The 19,316-nt window shown below is 64.1% G+C and carries 14 protein-coding genes; 3 read left to right on the top strand and 11 right to left on the bottom strand.

The annotated features are described in order from the left end of the window. Positions 1-161 precede the first annotated feature (161 nt). Positions 162-803: a DapH/DapD/GlmU-related protein gene (locus MesoLj_RS18170; protein WP_140775813.1), complete on the bottom strand. Its 642-nt coding sequence runs from the start codon at positions 801-803 to the stop codon at positions 162-164. An 87-nt stretch (positions 804-890) separates the two neighbouring features. Further along, the gene (locus MesoLj_RS18165) at positions 891-1,394 is read right to left on the bottom strand and encodes a CreA family protein (RefSeq protein WP_202327025.1); all 504 of its coding nucleotides are present in this window, start codon (positions 1,392-1,394) and stop codon (positions 891-893) included. A gap of 189 nt (positions 1,395-1,583) precedes the next feature. Here MesoLj_RS18165 and MesoLj_RS18160 point away from each other — a divergent pair, with 189 nt between their 5' ends. Together MesoLj_RS18160 and MesoLj_RS18155 are read left to right on the top strand one after the other, a co-directional pair. Further along, complete coding sequence (locus tag MesoLj_RS18160; protein ID WP_202327024.1) at positions 1,584-2,162, top strand: SCO family protein; 579 nt, start codon at positions 1,584-1,586, stop codon at positions 2,160-2,162. Positions 2,163-2,227: 65 nt separating this feature from the next. After that, the gene (locus tag MesoLj_RS18155; RefSeq protein ID WP_202327023.1) at positions 2,228-3,100 is read left to right on the top strand and encodes a 50S ribosomal protein L11 methyltransferase; all 873 of its coding nucleotides are present in this window, start codon (positions 2,228-2,230) and stop codon (positions 3,098-3,100) included. Positions 3,101-3,303: 203 nt separating this feature from the next. Here MesoLj_RS18155 and MesoLj_RS18150 read toward each other — a convergent pair whose 3' ends face one another. Further along, positions 3,304-6,834: an autotransporter domain-containing protein gene (locus tag MesoLj_RS18150; protein ID WP_202327022.1), complete on the bottom strand. Its 3,531-nt coding sequence runs from the start codon at positions 6,832-6,834 to the stop codon at positions 3,304-3,306. A 505-nt stretch (positions 6,835-7,339) separates the two neighbouring features. Here MesoLj_RS18150 and MesoLj_RS18145 point away from each other — a divergent pair. Next, on the top strand, positions 7,340-9,184 hold the full coding sequence (locus MesoLj_RS18145) for an aminopeptidase P family protein (RefSeq protein ID WP_202327021.1): 1,845 nt from the start codon (positions 7,340-7,342) through the stop codon (positions 9,182-9,184). Between the two features lie 36 nt (positions 9,185-9,220). Here the strand turns inward: MesoLj_RS18145 and MesoLj_RS18140 are convergent, their stop codons facing one another. The 8 genes from MesoLj_RS18140 to ftsZ all read right to left on the bottom strand — a co-directional run bounded on the left by MesoLj_RS18140 (position 9,221) and on the right by ftsZ (position 19,259). Continuing rightward, on the bottom strand, positions 9,221-9,517 hold the full coding sequence (locus MesoLj_RS18140; RefSeq protein ID WP_202327020.1) for an AzlD family protein: 297 nt from the start codon (positions 9,515-9,517) through the stop codon (positions 9,221-9,223). Further along, the gene (locus MesoLj_RS18135; protein ID WP_202327018.1) at positions 9,514-10,242 is read right to left on the bottom strand and encodes an AzlC family ABC transporter permease; all 729 of its coding nucleotides are present in this window, start codon (positions 10,240-10,242) and stop codon (positions 9,514-9,516) included. The genes MesoLj_RS18140 and MesoLj_RS18135 overlap by 4 nt, the downstream gene beginning before the upstream one ends. A gap of 158 nt (positions 10,243-10,400) precedes the next feature. Continuing rightward, positions 10,401-11,093: a DUF2461 domain-containing protein gene (locus MesoLj_RS18130; protein WP_202327015.1), complete on the bottom strand. Its 693-nt coding sequence runs from the start codon at positions 11,091-11,093 to the stop codon at positions 10,401-10,403. Next, a complete protein-coding gene (gene ligA, locus MesoLj_RS18125) occupies positions 11,093-13,297 on the bottom strand; it encodes an NAD-dependent DNA ligase LigA (protein WP_202327012.1) in 2,205 nt (734 codons plus the stop codon). Before ligA ends, MesoLj_RS18130 begins: the two co-directional genes overlap by 1 nt. 112 nt (positions 13,298-13,409) lie before the next feature. Further along, entirely contained in the window at positions 13,410-15,083 is a 1,674-nt protein-coding gene (gene recN / locus MesoLj_RS18120; RefSeq protein ID WP_140775805.1) for a DNA repair protein RecN, read from the bottom strand. A 122-nt stretch (positions 15,084-15,205) separates the two neighbouring features. Beyond that, on the bottom strand, positions 15,206-16,075 hold the full coding sequence (locus tag MesoLj_RS18115) for an outer membrane protein assembly factor BamD (protein WP_202327010.1): 870 nt from the start codon (positions 16,073-16,075) through the stop codon (positions 15,206-15,208). A gap of 264 nt (positions 16,076-16,339) precedes the next feature. After that, complete coding sequence (lpxC, locus tag MesoLj_RS18110) at positions 16,340-17,290, bottom strand: UDP-3-O-acyl-N-acetylglucosamine deacetylase (RefSeq protein WP_140775803.1); 951 nt, start codon at positions 17,288-17,290, stop codon at positions 16,340-16,342. 280 nt (positions 17,291-17,570) lie between these two features. Next, positions 17,571-19,259: a cell division protein FtsZ gene (ftsZ, locus tag MesoLj_RS18105; protein ID WP_140775802.1), complete on the bottom strand. Its 1,689-nt coding sequence runs from the start codon at positions 19,257-19,259 to the stop codon at positions 17,571-17,573. Positions 19,260-19,316 lie beyond the last annotated feature (57 nt).

Below are 19,316 nucleotides of genomic sequence, written 5' to 3'. Positions count from 1 at the left end.
ATGCAGGCAAAGAGCCTGTTCCTTCCGCTTCACGGCGGTTTAACTCCAGCCCCTTCCGCCGCGCCACCCCCGCATGGCGGAAGGGGTCCACTTTCCCGCAACTTGCTTCGCAGCCTGTGCGCCAGTGAGCTGTTCGCCGTTCCTTGAGACGGTGACCTGCTCTAAGCGGCGTCGTTTTCCCAACGGTCGAGGAAGACCTCGATCGGCATTGCCTGGATGTCGGGAACCGCCCTGGCGAGTTTCTCGACCGGCCAGTCCCACCAGGCGAGCGCTTCGATCCGTGCCGCGACAGCCGGGGGAAAGCGCGGCCGCAGCGGCTTCGCCGGCACGCCGGCGACGATCATGTAGGACGGTACGTCCTGCGTCACCACCGCATTGGCGCCGATGACAGCACCGTTGCCGACAGTGATGCCAGGCATGATCACCGCGCCGTGGCCCACCCATACGTCATGGCCGATGGTCACGGCATTCGCTTGCCGCCGCTCGCGGAACGCGGCATCGACGCCCAGCCAGCGAAAATACTCGTTCGGCCGATAGCTGACCTTGTGCTGCGTCAGCCGTTCGATCGGATGTTCCAGCGCATTGATGCGGCTGTTGGCGGCGATCGAGCAGAATTTGCCGATGCTCGTATAGATCGCCTCGGCATGACGCTCGAAATAGGAGAAGTCGCCGACGATCACCTCGCGCAGCACCACCCGCTCGCCGATCGAGGCGTAGCGGCCGAGCTTGCACGCCTTGAGTTCCGCGGTCGGATGGATGCGCGGCTCGGGGTCCTTGAGGACGAGGTCTTCGGAACGGTCCATGCGGCGGCTTTACGTCAGAGCAATTGCTCCTGCAAGGCAGGAGCAATTGTCCGTGGGGCCGATCAGCACGAAAGACGTCCGTCCCGCCTAGTTCGGCTTGCCCTTGCTCCACACCACGCTCTGGCCGTAGAGCGGCACTGTCGTGACCGACATTTTCGCGGAGCCGTTCTGCACCTGGCGGGAATGCGAGAGGTAGATCAACGTCTCGTTGGCCTTGTCGTAGATGCGGTTCACCACCTGCTTCTTCCAGATCAGGCTGAGGCCTTGCTTGAACACCTCCTCGCCGCCCTCGCTCATGTCGATGTCGCCGATGGTGATCGGGCCGGTCTGGCGGCAGGAGATCGAGGAATCGCTGGGATCCTCAAACCAGTTGCCCTTGTGCAGGCGATCGATGACGCTGCGGTCGAAATAGGCGACATGGCAGGTCACGCCATCCACCTTGGGGTCCTTGATCGCGTCGATCTTGATGTCGTTGCCGACCCAGTCGACGCCTACCTTGCCGACTTCCTCGGCGACGGCGGTGCCGGCGCCGAGCGCAACGCATGCGGCCAAGGCGCCGCCGATCACTTTTCGCCCAATCAGTTTGCGCAAAGGAGGTCTCCTGCGGTTCGAGTTGCCGGTTTCAGGTGGGGCGAGTTGTGCCGCTTTGCAAGCGGATGCGTCAACACCACCACGGTTGCGGCAACGCGGCACTTTGCCTGCGCAGGGCCGAACCGCTAAGACTGTCGCACCGGCGCGGCATTGAGCCGGCGCGATGATTTCTGCGGACGGACTTTTCTGATGATGCGTTCTATCCTGGTCGGTATTCTCGTCCTGATGGCGGCTGGCATCGGCTGGCTGACCTTCGACTTCTATCGCGGCCACTATGGCGGCGAACCGTTCGGCGCGCCCTTCACCCTGGTCGACCAGAAAGGCGCGCCGATCACCGAAGCGGCCTTCAGGGGGCAACCCAGCGTCGTCTTCTTCGGCTTCACCCACTGCCCCGAGGTTTGCCCGACCACGCTGTTCGAACTCTCTGGCTGGCTGAAGACCCTCGGCGACGACGGCAAGACCTTGCACGCCTATTTCGTGTCGGTCGACCCGGAGCGTGATACGCCGGCGGTGATGAATGCCTATGTCAGCAACTTCTCCGACCGCATCACCGGCATCACCGGTGACCCGGACAAGGTCCATGCCATGGCAAAGTCCTTCGGCATCTACTGGAAGAAGGTCGATACCGGCGACGGCGACTACACGATGGACCACACCGCCTCGGTGCTGCTGCTCAACGGCAAGGGCGACTTCGCCGGCACGATCGCCTATGGCGAAAGCGCCAGCACCGCGGTCGAAAAGCTGAAGCGTCTTGCCGCGAAGGGCTAGAGTTTGATCCCGAAAAGTGGAAACCGGTTTTCGGACAAAGATCAAACCCGAAGAAGAAACTCCCGATGACCCAGACGCGGCTCCATTTCACCACCGGAAAGATCGAGGCTGAGCGCGTCTTCGCGGCGCTTGAGTTGGCCTTCGAGGATGAAGGCTTGCCGATTGCGGTGCTCGAAGTCGACGAGGACAAGGACATCCACGAGGTCTCGCTCTATGCCGATGGCGACGTCGACGCCGTCGAGGCCCGGGTGAAGGACATTCTTGCCGGCCTCGCTCTGTCGAAGCCGGTCGAGCGCGAGGCACTGCCCGACATCGACTGGGTGGCGCGTTCGCTGGAAGGCCTGAAGCCGGTGCGCGCCGGCCGTTTCTTCGTCCACGGTGGACATGATCGCACAAAGCGCCACAGCGGCGAACTCGCCATCGAGATCGAGGCAGGCCTCGCCTTCGGCACCGGCCATCATGGCACCACCGCCGGCTGCCTGGAAGTGCTTGAGAACGTGGTGCGGCGCGAGCACCCGCGCAATGCGCTCGACCTCGGCACCGGCAGCGCCGTGCTGGCAATCGCCGTCGCCAAGCTGGCGCATATTCCAGTGCTCGCCACCGACATCGATCCCGTGGCGGTGAAGGTCGCCGCCGCCAACGCGCGGCTCAACCATGTCAAGGCGCTTGTCGAAACGGTGACCGCGCCGGGCTTTCACCACCCGATCTTCGGCAAGCGTGCCCCCTTCGATCTCATCGTCGCCAACATATTGGCGCGGCCGCTGATGCGGCTGGCGCCGCAAATGGCCAGGCATATCGCGCTCGGCGGCTCGATCGTGCTGTCAGGCATTCTCGATCGCCAGCGCGATGCCGTCATCTCGGCCTATGTCGGCCAGAATTTCCGGCATGTGCGCACCTTGCACCGCGAGGGCTGGGTGACGATCCATCTCAAGCATTGAGACAGGGCGAGCACCGCAGCGCCGGCAATCGCGAGATCCATTTCCGAAATTGTTGCCAAAACCCAAAACTCCGCCGACCGGAGCCAGCGGAGCCTTGAATGCTGTTTTCCACCAGCTTCAGATGCCTGTGAGGGAAACAGGCCTTTCAGAACTTCGCCACCGCATGGATGTTCCGGCCCAACAGCAAAAAGCCCGATCGCCGCTTAGAACTTGATGCCCAGATTGGCCTTGAAGCCGTTGTCGAAGGCATCGGGCCCGAACTGTCCGGCATAGGACAGGCCGAGCGTCGCGTTGCGCGCCAGTTGCACGTCGAAGCCGGCTTCGACCAGCATCGCATCCCTGGCGATCGGCACACCGGCGATGGTGAAGTCGTCGCCGCCGGCAAAGGCGAAGGTCGACAGCGGCGTGACCTCGCCATAGGCATGACGCCAGCCGAACATGCCACGCGCTGTCGCCGCCACGCCGCCAATGGTGACGTCGGTGGACGCTCTGACGCCAAGCGTGGTGAAGGTCGCATCCGACGACGAACTGCCGCTGGTCAGCGCCGCGGTGCCGCCGCTCTCCGCGAAGCCGTCTGTATGCAGGTTCACGTAAGCGAGGTTGGCGAAGGGCTCGAAGGCAAATGGTCCGGCATCGGTCTTGTAGGCCAGCTCGCCAAAGGCCTGCGCGGTCGCGGCGTCGTAGTCGGCCGACAGGCTGTCGGTGAAACCCTGGAACGCGACGGAGCGCGATGTCGAGATCCGGTGCCAGGTGTAGGCGGCGCCGGTGCGGAAGGCGATGGCGCCCCAATTGGTCCCGCCATACAGGCCCAGATGATAGTTGTCGCTATCGCCCGACGAGGCCCTGTCGTCGGCATTGAAGCTGGTGCGGCTGTAGCCGCCGACCACGCCGATGCGCCAGTCGCCGGCCAGGCCGTCGGCGCCGACCAGCAGACCGCCCGTCGACCGGTCGAAGGCGGCCGCATTGCCGTCGCTGTCGGTACGGCCCCAGGATCCGAAACCCTGCGACCAGATGGCGAAGCGGTCGGTGTCGGCGGCGACGGACTGAACGCCGTCCTCGCCATAGGCCATGACCGGCAGCGAAGCGGTCTTGCCGCTGTCGCCGAAGGCGGCACGCAGGCGCGCCGTCACCGCGTCCTGCAGGAAGTGGCTGTCCTGGAGGAGCATGCCCTTGGCCGAGGCATGGACTTCGCCCGAAAGCCGGTCGAAGGCGTCCTGCGCGGCTTCGGCGGTCGGCAGCGCCAGGATCGCCCCGAACAAGGGGCCGCTGCCGACACTCTCAAATCCGGTACCCGTTGCGATCTGGTTTGATGTCAGGCCGGCCGAGGCGAGGGATTTGTTCTGCGCGATATCGACATAGATGTTGTTCAGGTCCTGGCCGATCGACGCAGCCAGGAAGTAGGAAACCTGGGGGTCGATGATGGTGAAGGTCTTGTCGCCAAGCAGATTGCCTCCGGCATGCAGCACCGTGTACTGACCCGACACATAGGCGCCGGAATTCGCGAGCGTCAGATTGGCGCCAGCGCCGATCGTCGCCGTGCCCGTGGCATCTATGAGATCGGAATCGCCGGCGGCGTTCAAATCCACGGCATAGGTAGACCCGGCCGCAAAACTGAGATTGCCCTTGACGTTCAACGTATCGATTGCGTGCTCGCCCGGCGCGACCGTGCCCTCGGCCACCAGTCCGCCGATGCTGCCATCGCCTTCGAGCGTGGCGCCACTATCGACCGTGACGACCGAACCGCCAAGATTTCCCGTCACCAGCAATGTGCCGGCTTGCACCCTTGTCGCGCCGGAGAAACCGCTGTTGTCGCCGGAGAGTTCGAAGGTTCCGCTTCCCGCCTTCTTCAGCCCGCCCGTTCCGCTGAGAGCGCCGGAAAACACCGTCGAACTGTTGTCGCCTCCGGTCGTGAGCGTGCCGGAACCGGTTTTGACCGAGCCAGCGCCGGCAAGCGAGCCGATCGCCTGGTCGAAATTGTTGAGATCAAGCGTGGCTCCACTTTCCACCGTATAGGCGCTGTTCGCGCTGAAGATGTCGGCCGTGGCCGCCTTCAGCGTGCCTTGGGCGACGTCGGTGGCCGTGGCGTAGGTGTTGTTGCCGGCGAAACCGTCCACTGTCAGCGTTCCCGCTCCCGTCTTGGTGAACGTCCCGCTTGGCGTATCGTTGTCGCCCATGCTGGCGGTTGTGCTGACGTCGAAGCCGTTTGTGTCGATGGTGCCGCCGGCCGCGCCAAACAGGATCATGGCGTTGGAAATGACGATGTTGTCGGCTCCGACCTGCAAGGTACCGCCATCCAGCGTGACCATTCCCGATCCGGTGGCCCCCAAGGAATTGCTGCCCATGATTCGCAGTATGCCGTCGCTGATCGTCGCGCCGCCGCTGAAGCTGTTGCCGTCGCTCAAGACCAGTGTGCCCGCACCAGTCTTGAAGATTCCAGCGACCTCTTCGTCCGAGATATGTCCGGTGTAGGTGCCTGTGCCCGAGCTGACGTTCAGCGTCGCGTTGGCGTACAGGTGCAGGTCATTGTCAATCGTGATCCCGTCGTGGATGTCGAGAGTACCGCCCGATGCAAAAACCTCCCCCGTTGAAAGGGCCAGGTCATTGCCCAGGCTGAGCGTGCCAACATTAAGGTAGGTGCCGCCGCTGTAGGTGCTTGCCCCGTTCAGCGTCAGGGTGCCGCTTCCGGTCTTGGTCAACGAAGCCGGGCCCCCGCTCTCGCTGATGCCCGATGAAAGTGTCAGGTCTCCGTTGCTGGTGTCGATCGTCTCCGACCCGCTCTCCAACGTCACGGCTTGCGCGAATGTGTGCGTTCCGCTGGCGCCGAATGTCGTGCCGTTGGCCATGGTCAGGCCGCCAGTGCCGAGCGCGGCATCGTCTCCGATCAACAGGGTTCCGCCAGTCAGGATCGTGCCGCCGCTGTAATTGCTTACCCCCGTGAGCGTCAGCGTGCCCGATCCGACCTTCTCTATCGAAAGGGCGCCGTTCTGTTCCTGGATTTGCGCGTTGAGCGTGGTGCTGGTGTTCAGGCCGCCGATCTGGATCGTTCCTGTCGAGCCTGACGGGTTTCCATAATAGGAAAGGATGCCGGATCCTTCGACCGAGCCGAGCGCGAGTGTACCCGACCCCGATAGCGAGACCGCGCCCCCATTGAGGACGAACTTCGCGTCGGCGCCTGAAGCCGGCGATGCATTGCTGGAATTGAACTGCAGGACGCCATAGGGGTTCACCGTATAGGTGACATCGCTGCCGGCATTGCTGTTGCTGAAGATGAGATAGGAAGCTTCGCCGGTTGCTGAAACGCCGGTCACCGCGAAATTCTGGGTCACCCCGGACGTGTTGTTCACGCCGCCGTAGATATTGAGATATCCCTTGTTCGAGAGCGATACGGTGTAGGCACTGTTGGCATCGTCGAAGGTAACGGTTCGGGCGAAGAAAAGAGTGGACGAATTCGGCGTCGTCAGATCGACATTCGTCGTGCCGGCACCCGCCCCGAAGACAATGTCCGCGGTGTTGGAATTCGGCACAGAGCCGCCGTTCCAGTTGGTTCCAACGGCGTAGTCCGAGCTCGTCGCGCCCGTCCACTCCTGCGCGGCCGCCGGCGTCGCCAGCAACGCCAGCCCGGCCAGGGCCGTGCCCACCAGCAGGCTCCGCCGCCGGGCGCCGAGGCTCGCGCCCGGCCTGCCGAGCGCTCGCGACAGGAAGTCGATCCCGCCGGACATCGTTGAAGAATTCATGCCTCGCCCCATATTCCGCGCCCGCCCAACGGGCATGCTGGTATTGCCGTGATGTTGATTGAAGACTGTCGCGAATGGAGCGCGGGTGGCACCCGCGCTCAACGTTCAGATCATTCTATCGGGGGTGCGTGCCGGGCTCAGCCTGACGTTGACTGGCCAAAAATGGCCAAGGATTTCCCATGTACATCAACGCCCTCCGACAACGACTCCGATCGGAAGGCCCCCACCCGTCCGGTCAAACCCAAGAAACGGCGATACAGATAGCTTGCCCTGCAACCTGGCGCACGCTCAAAAGACAGTGCTTGCTGACTTTTTCTGGTCACGATTGCGCGCCTGCAACATGGTGTCGTCGGACGAAGCCGAAGCAGCCCTTTGTGCAAATGGCTGGACCAGCCCCATCTGGTTGTCAGCCAGGCGGCGCTGTAGCAGTTTGCGCCGGCCGGGAAATCGATTCCGCTTTCCCAGCCCATAGGTTACGGTCGCGCGACTACCAAGGAGGCCCATCATGTTCCAGACCTTCGATTCCGCCGGCGACCCGGCAGTCGGAAAGCCGCGCGTGGCACTGCTGCGCCAATGGCTGGCCGCCAATGGCCTCGATGGTTTTATCGTGCCGCGCGCGGACGAGCATCAGGGCGAATATGTCGCCGATCGTTCGGCACGGCTGAAATGGCTGACCGGCTTCAGTGGCTCGGCCGGTGTCGCCATCGTTCTGCGCGACCGCGCCTTCGTCTTCGTTGACGGGCGCTACACGCTGCAGGTGCGCAATGAGGTCGATCTCGACATTTTTTCGATCGAAAGCCTGGTCGACAACCCGCCCGCCGTCTGGCTCAAGGATAATATCGGCAAAGGCGCGCGGCTCGGCTTCGATCCATGGCTGCACACGGTCGGCGAGGTCAAGGCGCTGCAGGCCTCGGCCGACAAGACCGGCGCCGTGCTGGTGCCGCTCGACAAAAACCCGATCGACATCATCTGGAAGGACCAGCCCGCCGCACCCGTGACCCCGGTCGAGCTGCACCCGATCGGCTTTGCCGGCGAGCTCGCCAAGGACAAGCTGGCGCGGCTGGCAACAGCGATCGGCAAGGACGGCGCCACCCACGCCGTGCTGACCGACCCCTCCTCCATCGCCTGGGTCTTCAACATCCGTGGCGGCGACGTGCCGCACACGCCGCTGGCGCTCGGCTTCGCCATCCTCGCCGCCGACGGGTCGCACCAGCTGTTCATGGACAAGCGCAAATTCTCGCGCCAGGTCGCGGCCTATCTCACCCAGCTCGCCGATTTGCATGAGCCCGGCGAATTCGAGGCGGCGATCGCGGCACTTGCCAAGGGCGGCGCCAAGATCGCGCTCGACCCGGTGCTGGCGGCCGACAGGCTGCGCATGCTGGTCGAGGACAATGGCGGTACGGTGATTGCCGCACCCGACCCGGCCCGCATCCCGCGCGCCACCAAGAACCAGGCAGAGATCAACGGCTCACGCGCCGCGCATCGCCGTGACGGCGCGGCGGTGGCGAAGCTTTTGTGCTGGCTGGAGCGCCAGAAGCCCGGCTCGCTCGATGAAATCGCGGTGGTCACCAGGCTGGAGGAGACACGCCGGCAGACCGGCGAGGAAACGCAGATGCCGCTGCGCGATGTCTCCTTCGACACCATTTCCGGCGCCGGTCCCAACGGCGCCATCATGCATTACCGCGTGTCGCGCGCCACCAGCCGCAAGCTCCAGGCCGGCGAGTTGTTCCTGCTCGATTCCGGCGCGCAGTATCAGGACGGCACCACCGACATCACCCGCACCGTGCCGATTGGCCAGCCTACCGAGGAGATGCGCGAGCGCTTCACGCTGGTGCTGAAGGGCATGATCGGCATTTCCACGCTGCGCTTCCCCGCCGGCACGCGCGGTTCCGAAATCGACGCCGTCGCCCGCGTGGCGCTGTGGAAGCATGGCTGCGACTTCGCCCACGGCACCGGCCACGGCGTCGGCTCGTATCTGGCCGTGCATGAAGGCCCCCAGCGCATCGCCCGCACCGGCACCGAAAAGCTGCTGGAAGGCATGATGCTGTCCAACGAGCCCGGCTACTACAAGGAAGGCGCCTACGGCATCCGCATCGAAAACCTCATCCTGGTGACGCCTCCTGAACAGATCGAGGGCGGCGACATCGCCATGCACGGCTTCGAGACGCTGACGCTGGCGCCGATCGACAAGCGGCTGGTACGGTCAGACCTGCTGACGCGGGAGGAACTGCATTGGCTCGACGCCTACCATGCCCGTGTGCTGGCCGAGATCGGACCGATGCTCGATGGCGAAACCCTGGCCTGGCTGGAAAAGGCGACAGCACCGCTGCCGCATGACGCGAAGATTTGAGACGGCAATATTCAGCTTGGAAGGCTGACGCCCCTCCTACCCCACAAATTGGCGCGCAAGGATCAGCACGGCCGCGCCGGCCAAAAACATCGCCATCAACCCGCCGCGCAGCGAAACCGCGGCGGTAACAACCAGCGCCGCCCATTCCGCCGGTCCCGCATTCAACAGTTCCGGCGCCACCAGCGTCGTCAGAACCGCCGCCGGCACCGCATTGAGGCCTGCTTCCACGCGCGGATGAATGTTCTCGAAGCGCGAGATGACCAGATGTCCGCCGACGCGCGTGAGATAAGTGGCGATCGCGCCCGCGATGATGATCCAGAACGTCGTGCTCATGGCCGCTCTCCAACGCCGCTATGGTGCGGCGGCAGGATGACGGCGAGCAGCACGCCGGCAACAGCGCCGATCGAGACGTGCCAGGGCGAGCCAACCGTCTTGTAGGCGATGATGGACGCCGCGGCGCTGGCGATGACCACCGGCAGCCACAGCGGCCGCTTGCGAAAGCCCATGACGAGGCCGAGAAAATAGATCGGCAGCAGGAAATCGATACCCAGCGCATGCGTATCGGGGATCAGCTTGCCGAACACCGCGCCGAGCGCGCTTTCGATGATCCAGAACAGATAGACCGGCAGGCCGAGTCCCAGATACCAGGCAACGCTGATGGTCTGGCCCGATTGCGCCCGCGCTTCGGTCACCGCGTATTGCGGATCGGTGAGGATGAAATAGCCGAGAGCTTGGCTGATGACAGGCCAGTGCGCGATGCGGCGGCCGATGCCGGCCGAGTAGAGCACATGGCGGAAATTGACGGCGAAGATCGACAGCACGATCAGCCACGGCGCGACATGCTGGCCGAACAGTTGGATGCCGACCATCTGGCTGGCGCCGCCGTAGACCAGCGCGCTCATCAGGAAGGCTTCGAAGACCGAGAAACCTTGGTCAACGGCAAGCGCTCCGAACAGCACCGCGAACGGCGCCGACGCCACCACGACAGGCATGGAGAGCCGCACGCCTTGCCAGAAGTCGCTTTTGCCGCCGCCCTGCGAGATCACGTCCGTCGCCATCGACCACTCCTGATGCATGTTCGCCCGAAAGTGCGTAGCGGTTTGGGAGTACGACATGCACAACAACAAGGAGTGGCGGTATGTAGGTGGCACACCGTGCCTTGTCACACGAATTCGCTTGAGCCAAACGATCAGCGGAAATGATCGTCGCCGCAGGATCAGTCTTTCGCCGCGCCGCCCTCGATCGCCCTGCCCCAGTCGAGCAGCGGCTTGGCACGCATGGTGAAATCGACGAGTTCCTCGACCAGCGCTGGCGTATGGATTCCCGCCGGATCGATGACGTGCTGGACGACGAAATGCCGATTGCGGATGGCCTCGGCCAGATCGGGATCGCCGGTATGCTCGAAGCCGCGCGGCGTCCGCTTCATGCGACCCTCCGCCTCCAGCCCAAGCCGGTTCTTCTTCAAGGCCGCCGCCAGGCCGCGAAATGTGTCCGGCCGCGTTGCGATGGCCTTGCGCATGGCGAGCAGCAAGGCCGGCTCCGGGGCCCACCAGGCGACATCGGCAAAACAACGCTCCAGTCCGATATGAACATAGAAGACGCCTTGCGACATCTTGGTACCGTCCGGTGACAGGATCGCCGAGACATGCCGGTTGTAGGGTCGTTTGTCCTTAGCGAAGCGCACGTCGCGATTGATGCGGAACAGCGACTTCTTGCGGTCGCCGCGCAAGCCAAGCCCGGCATCGGCGAAACGCTGCGTCAGCGTATCGACGAGATCGCCCAGAGGATCGCGCAATTCGCTCTCGAACAGGTCGCGATTCTCCACGAACCATTCGCGGCTCTGGTGGAAGTCCAGCGCCTTCAGGAACGGAATGGCCTTCGGGCCGAACCCTTTGAACGCTCCGTCCATCACGCCTTGCCGACCCGCTGCAGCCAGGTGTCCTCGTCGATCACTTCGACGCCGAGTTCACTGGCAAGCTTGAGCTTGGAGCCGGCACCCGGTCCTGCCACCACGAGATCGGTCTTGGCCGAAACCGAACCGGCGACCTTGGCGCCGAGACGCTCGGCCATAGCCTTGGCTTCGGAGCGAGTCATCTTTTCCAGCGAGCCGGTAAAGACGATGGTCTTGCCGGCGACCTCGCTGTCGGCCGAGACGGTGACGATATACGGTTTCGGCTTGACCTGTTCGAGCAGCTTATCGAGCACGTCGTCATTGCGTTCATTGCCGAAGAAATCGCGCAGCGCGTCGATCACCGTGTCGCCAATGCCGTTGATCGACGGGAAAACGGCATGCGGATCCTCCGCTGCCGCCGTCTCCTTGCCGACGCGGATCAGTTCCTCGATGGTTGAGAAGGTCTTTGCAAGCACTGCCGCCGTCGTCTCGCCGATATGGCGGATGCCGAGCGCGAAGATGAAGCGGTCGAGCTCCGGTTCGCGGCGCGAATCGATCGCCGCGAACAGCTTGTCGAGGCCCTCATAGTTGCGATCCTCGACGCTGCGCACATTCTTGCGCGTCTTGCCGGACGCCGCCTCGCGCTGCCTGGCCTGCTCCTCTCGCCGCTCCGCAAGCGCCTTGGTGACGGCGGGTCGACGGTCCCGGAGCGTGAAGATATCGGCGGCTGTCTTGATCAGTCCGGCATTGAAGAAGGTGTCGATGTTCTCCGCACCCAGACCCTCTATATCCAGGGCGCCACGTGACACGAAATGGCGCAATCGTTCCACGGCTTGTGCGGCGCAGATCAGCTCGCCGGTGCAGCGCCGCCGGGAATCCTCCTTGCCGGTCTTCTCGTTGATCTCGCGCGTGGCCGGTGAACCGCAAACCGGACAGGTGTGGGGGAACTCGTAAGGCACGGCATTGGCCGGACGCTTGTCGACGACGACGCTGACGATCTGCGGGATAACGTCCCCTGCCCGCTGGATCACCACCGTGTCGCCGATGCGCACATCGATGCCGTCGCGGATCGGCAGGCCGTTGCTGTCGAAACCCTTGATGTAATCCTCATTGTGCAGCGTGACGTTCTCGACCACGACGCCGCCGACGGTGACCGGCGCCAGCCGCGCGACCGGCGCCAGCGTGCCGGTGCGGCCGACCTGGATGTCGATCTTCTCGACCGTCGTCATTGCCTGTTCGGCGGGGAATTTATGGGCGACGGCCCAGCGCGGCTCGCCGGTGACGAACCCCCAGCGGCGCTGCAGCTCCAACTGGTCGACCTTGTAGACGACGCCGTCAATGTCATAGCCGAGCGACGAGCGCTGCTCCTCGATCAGATGGTAATGCGCGACCAGTTCCTCGACCGACTTCGCCCGCACCATCAAGGGGCTGATCTTGAAGCCCCAATCGGCGAATTTCTGCACCGATTCGTACTGGGTCGGCGCCGGATCCGCCGTCGTGAAGCCCCAGGCATAGGCGAAGAACTTGAGGTTTCGGGTGGCGGTGACGGAGGGATCCTTCTGGCGCAGCGAGCCGGCCGCCGTGTTGCGCGGATTGACGTAATCCTGGCCGCCGGCCGCCGCCGAGCGCTGCTTCAGCGCCTCGAATTCCGCATAGGTCATGTAGACCTCGCCGCGTATCTCGATGATTTCGGGCCAGCCTGAGCCTTTCAGCCTGGCGGGGATGTCGGCGATGGTCCTGAGATTGGCGGTGATATCCTCGCCCACGGCACCATCGCCGCGCGTCGCGCCTTGCACGAACACGCCCTTTTCGTAGCGCAGCGACGCCGATAGCCCGTCGATCTTCGGCTCGGCGGTGAAAGCGATGTCGAGATCCTTGTCGCGATCGAAGAATCGTCTGCCGCGCTCGATGAAATCAGTGACGTCCTCGTCGGTATAGGCCTTGGCAAGGCTTAGCATCGGCACGGCATGGCGCACCTTGGCAAAACCTTCCGCCGGCGCAGCGCCCACCCTGAGCGACGGCGAATCCTCGCGCACCAGCCCGGGGAAGCGCTCCTCGATGGCAAGGTTGCGGCGCCGCAGCGCATCATATTCCGCGTCCGTAATCGTCGGCGCGTCTTCGGCATGGTAGCGCCGGTCATGACCGGCGATCTCCTCGGCCAGCCGCTGGAGTTCGGCTTCAGCCTCGCTTTCGCTGAGCGAATCGACAGGTTTTTCCGACATGCTTTTCGTCCCCGAACGGTGGCGCGTCACAATAGATCAGGATTTTGGGAAAATCATTCCTGACCAGCAGCATGGAGCCATATCCTGACTCGATCCGTGACGCCGGATATTGTTACGCCGCGTTTGTATTTTCGCGCAGCAGCCGCTCGGCGGCCGCGCGTGCCTCGTCGGTGATCGTGGCGCCTGCCAGCATGCGGGCGATCTCTTCCTGCCGTGCCGTCCTGTCCATCTCGGCAATGCCGGTCGCCACACGATCGGTGCCCCCCGATTTGGAGATCAGGAAATGCGTCGCCGCGCGCGCCGCCACCTGCGGCGCGTGGGTCACCGACAGCACCTGCACGCGCTTCGACAGCCGCGCCAGCCTTTGCCCGATGGCGTCCGCCACAGCGCCACCGACGCCGGTGTCGATCTCGTCGAAAACCAGTGTCGGCGCCGAGCCACGATCAGCCAGCGCCACCTTCAACGCCAGCAGGAAGCGCGACAGCTCGCCGCCGGATGCAACCTTCATCATCGGCCCGGGCCGCGTGCCGGGGTTGGTGCGCACCCAGAACTCGATCTGGTCTATGCCTTCTTCCATGCGGGTCTCGGCCTCGCTCTTCATCTCGACGATGAAGGCTGCGCGTTCGAGCTTCAGCGCCGGCAATTCGGCCATCACGGCCTTGGTCAGGCCAACGGCCGCCGCGTGACGAAGCGAGGAAAGCTGCGCGGCGGCGATGTCATAGGCTTCACGGGCCGCGGCGGCCTGCTTTTCCAGCCCATGCAGCCGCTCCTCGCCGGCGTCGAGATCGGCGAGGTCCGCCACCATCGTGTCGCGCAATTGCGCAAGATCGTCGACGGCAACGCTGTGCTTGCGTGAAGCCGCGCGCAGCGAAAACAGCCGCTCCTCCGCTTTCTCCAGCCGCTGCGGGTCATATTCGGTGGCTCGAAGTGCCGCCTCGACGCCAGACTGCGCCGCGTCGAGCGACAACATGGCTTCGTCGAGCGACTTGACCACGTCCTCGAGCAGGCCGGGCGCCTCCGTCGCCTTGCGCTGCAGCCGCCTCAGCAGGCTGGCGAGTTGCGGCAAGGGCGACGACGGACCGGACAGCACATCCTGAGCATCATGGATTTCGGAAGCGATCTTTTCGGCGCGCATCATGTGGGCGCGCAGTTCGGCAAGTTCCGTTTCCTCGCCGGGTTGCGGATCGAGCTTGGTCAGTTCCGCGACCGCGGCGCGCAGATAGTCGGCCTCGCGTGCCGCCGCCGCCACCTTGGCGCGGTGGCGCGTCAGCTCCTGCTCGCAGGCGCGCCAGTGCCGCCAGGCCTCGCCGGTCGACCGAACGGCGCCAAGATGGCCGCCGAAGGCGTCGAGCACATCCCGGTGCGCTCCCGGATCGACCAAGGCGCGCTCATCGTGCTGGCCGTGGATCTCGACCAGCGCACGGCCGACATCGCGCATCAGGGTCACGCTGGATGGCTGGTCGTTGACGAAGACGCGGGTGCGGCCGTCCGCCGTCTGCACGCGGCGCAGGATGATGTCGCCGTCATCCTCGATGGCGTTCTCGACAAGCAGCGCGCGCACCGGATGGTTTCGCGGCACATCGAACACGGCAATGACCTGGCCTTGTGCCGCGCCATGGCGCACCAGCGAGGCGTCGCCGCGCGCGCCAAGCGCCAGCGACAGGGCATCGAGCAGGATGGATTTGCCGGCGCCGGTTTCGCCGGTCAGCACGGAAAGGCCCGGCTGGAAGTCGATATCCAGCTTCTCGATCAGGACGATATCGCGGATCGACAGTCTGGAAAGCATCAGAACCCGGACCTAGAACGGCAGGCGACCAGTTGGAATCGCAGTGCCGCACTATCTTTTTGTTTGACCATCGGATCAATCCGAAAAAGCGCTACGCACGCTCCGGTCCGATGGCTCTGGGGTCAGGCGCCGGTGATCAGCTTTCCGGCCTTGGATATCCACGATCCGGCATTCTCGCGCGGCGCCAGTCCGTTGCTCTGCAGCAGCTTGTAGGAATCCTTGTACCATGGGCTGTCGGGATAGTTGGTGCCGAGCACGGCGGCCGCCGTCTGCGCCTCCGAGGTCAGCCCCATCGCGTAATAGCTTTCGGTCAGGCGGGCGAGTGCTTCCTCGACATGGCGCGTGTTGGAATAGCTCTCCACCACGGTGCGGAAGCGCTTGACGGCAGCGATGTATTCACGGCGCTCCAGATAATAGCGGCCGATCTGCATTTCCTTGCCGGCGAGCTGGTCGTTGGCGAAGCGCATCTTCTCCTTGGCGTCGTCGACATATTCCGAATTCGGCCAGCGCGTCACGAGATCCTGCATCGTCTGCAGGGTCTGGCGTGCTTCCTTCTGATCCTGCGTCACGTCCTTGATCTGGCGATAGTAGCTCAGGCCGATGATGTACTGCGCATAGGGCGCGTCATCGGTCGACGGATAAAGCGCCAGATAGCGCTTGGCCGACGAAATCGCATCGTCGTAGCTGCCCTTTCGATAGTCGGCGAAAGCGCCCATGACCATCGATTTACGGGCCCATTCCGAATAGGGATGCTGGCGATCGACGGCGTCGAACTTCTTGCTCGCCTCATCCAGGCGTCCCGCGTTCATGTTGGCGAGGCCCTGATTGTAGAGGACGTCGGCCGGCTCGGTCTGGTCGACATAGGTCGACAGGTCGATGTCTTTCTCCGACGACATGCAGGCCGACAGGAAGAGCGACGGAACAACCAGCGAAAGCGCCAGGAGAACAGACCGCTGGGGCGCTTTCGATTGATCGACTCGCTTGAAGAACATGATTGGATTGCGCCCTTTCGGCGTTATTTTAGTGCCTCTTGCATGCTGTTGTCTCAAAATTGGTCCCCACTTTTGAGCGACATGCACTAATCGACGGCAGCAGCCATAAACCATAACCGCCTTGCCCGGCAACGCTATGTCTAGCCAATCGCACATTTTTGTGGCGGCCGATCGGCGCCGAAGCATCCCTGCAATTTCGCCTGCGGGTGGTGCATTCCTGCAACACTCGGCGCCCCCGTCACCGGGGCGAAAACGTCGCGGGACTCAGATCATCCAAGGCGCGTAGAGCGGCGCATTGACAGCGCTCATCTCCGCCGCGCGGCCACGCTCGCGGCGTGTGGTCTCGACGATCTCGAAGGCCGTGCGGTCCGACAGCAGGCGGCGCAGCGCGGCCGCGTTCAGCCTGTGGCCGCCGCGATAGGAGCGGAAACAGCCGATGAAGCGGGCTCCGGCCAGCGCCAGGTCGCCCATGGCGTCGAGCGTCTTGTGGCGCACGAATTCGTTGGGATAACGCAGGCCGCCCATGTTGATGACCCGGTTGTCGTCGCCGATCACCAGCGAGTTCTCGAGCGACGAGCCAAGCGCATAGCCGGCGGCCCACAGCCGTTCGACGTCCTTCATGAAGCCGAAGGTGCGGGCGCGCGCGATATCACGGCGGAAAATGTCCGCATTGATATCCGATGCGAAGAGCTGGCGGCCGATGGCCGGGCTTTCGAAATCGATCTCGATCTCGAAGCGGGTGCCGTCATAGGGCCTGAACTCCGCCCAGGACGCACCGTTCTCGATGCGGACCGGCTTGACGACCCTGATGTAGCGCCGCTTGACCAGCAACGTCTCGATGCCAGCCTGGTCGATGGCTTCCACGAAGGCCATGGCGCTGCCATCGAGGATCGGAACCTCGTGGCCATCGATTTCGATGAGGACATTGTCGATGCCGAGCCCGAGCAGCGCGGCCATGATGTGCTCGACGGTGGCGATGTGCTCGCCCGAGGGATCGCCAAGCATGGTGCAAAGGTCGGTGGCGCCGATCTCGGAAAACAGAGCGCGGAACTCGCGACCTTGCCCTTCTCCACCGATCAGCTGGAACACGATGCCGGTATCGGCATCCGCGGGCAGGAAACTGATGGAAACTTCTTTGCCGCTGTGAACGCCGGTGCCTGTAAGCGACGCGCGCGTCTTCACTGTCGTCTGGTAGTCGTGCAAGACAATCCCCATAAGCCCGAAATGCCTAGGTCCGCTTCTCCAGCCCGAGGGCGCGGCTCTTGTTAAATCGGCAGGCAGGGTCACTTCCCCCGAAATCCCGGCACACCGACTATGGTAGGCAGCGAAGATAGTGTTCCGGCAAGGAGACTCCAAATCACGGTTTCTTACCCTTTGTAACCGCAAGCCGGAGCACGCTCGATATTGTAACCTTTTGATTTTGCAGCGTTTAAAACGTTAACAGGCAAGCAATTCCTTGCTTGCCTGTTAACAATTATTACAGTCCGTTAACCGCTCAGTTGGCCTGGCGGCGCAGGAACGCCGGAATCTCCAGCTGATCGTCTTCCTGAGTCGCCCTGGTCTGCGGCGTCAGGCGGCCCTGGTCATCCAGCTGGCCGCGGCGCGGCGCGTAGAGCTGGGCGTCCTGGCTGGCGAGACGGCGCACTTCAGGGGCGGCCTGGCGCAGCTTGGGCTCGCGCGGTTGCGCCGGTTGCAGCCGTGCAGGCTCCTCCTCGCGGCGGGTCAGGCCGTTCGTCAGGCGCTTCAACAGACCCATCGGTCCGCTGTTGTTCTCATGGTCCGCCGGACGGCTCTTGGCGTCCACCTCGGCCTTGACCACCGGCGGGAAGTCCTCGACGCGCGGCATGCGCTGCGGCGCCATCGCCACCGGCTGCTGGACCTCACGCAGGATCTCGCGCGGCTGCGGGGCCGGCTGCATCATCTGCTGGACGACCGGCTGCGGCATGGGCTGCGGCTGTGCCGGGGGCGCCTGGAAGATCTTGCTCTGCGGGCGGAAATCGTCCGCATGGGCAACCGGAGCCGGGCGAGCCTGCGCCATGGCCGCGGCATTTGCCTCGGCGAGCTGGATGGCCTCGGCGACCGGGTCGGCGGCACGCGGCTCATAGACAGGCTGCTGGACCGGTGCCGGGCGGCTTTCCATCGCGGCCACGGCCGGACGGGCGGCCGGCTTCTGCGGCGCCGTACGGATCGAGATCGGCGCGGCGGCGATTTCAGCTGCCGACTTGTCGATGCCGGTGGCGACCACCGAGACGCGGATGACGCCTTCGAGTTCCTCGTCGAAGGTGGCGCCCAGGATGATGTTGGCGTCCTGGTCGACTTCCTCGCGGATACGGGTCGCCGCTTCGTCGACTTCAAACAGGGTCAGGTCGCGACCGCCGGTGATCGAGATCAGCAGGCCCTTGGCGCCCCTCATCGAGGTCTCGTCGAGCAGCGGGTTGGCGATAGCGGCTTCGGCGGCGGCCATCGCGCGGCCCTCGCCCGAAGCCTCGCCGGTGCCCATCATCGCCTTGCCCATCTCGCGCATCACCGAGCGCACGTCGGCGAAGTCGAGGTTGATCAGACCTTCCTTGACCATCAGGTCGGTGATGCAGGCAACACCGGAATAGAGCACCTGGTCGGCCATGGCGAAGGCATCGGCGAAGGTGGTCTTGTCATTGGCCAGCCGGAACAGGTTCTGGTTGGGGATGACGATCAGCGTGTCGACGCATTTCTGCAGTTCCTCGATGCCCATGTCGGCCGTCTTCATGCGGCGCTGGCCCTCGAAGTGGAACGGCTTGGTGACGACACCGACAGTGAGGATGCCTCTCTCGCGCGCTGCGCGGGCAACCACCGGAGCAGCACCGGTGCCGGTGCCGCCGCCCATACCGGCGGTGACGAAGCACATATGGGTGTTGGACAGATGATCGATGATCTCGTCGATGCATTCTTCCGCCGCCGCGCGACCGACTTCCGGCTGCGAGCCGGCGCCGAGGCCTTCGGTGACATGCGCGCCAAGCTGGATAAGCCGGTCGGCCTTCGACATGGTCAGCGCCTGCGCGTCGGTGTTGGCCACGACGAACTCGACACCGCGCAAGCCCGCGGTGATCATGTTGTTCACGGCATTGCCGCCGCCGCCGCCAACACCAAACACGGTGATGCGCGGCTTAAGCTCGGTGATGTCCGGCTTCTGCAGATTGATGGTCATTGTCTCCGTCCTTTGCCTTTCACGCCGCTTCGCCGCCGCGGCCGCCTATGGGGCTGT

Origin of the sequence: Mesorhizobium sp. 113-3-9, assembly GCF_016756515.1 — a bacterium.
Lineage (GTDB): Bacteria > Pseudomonadota > Alphaproteobacteria > Rhizobiales > Rhizobiaceae > Mesorhizobium.
Note: the sequence above shows the minus strand (reverse complement) of the source record. Positions and strands in the feature narration are given on the sequence as shown.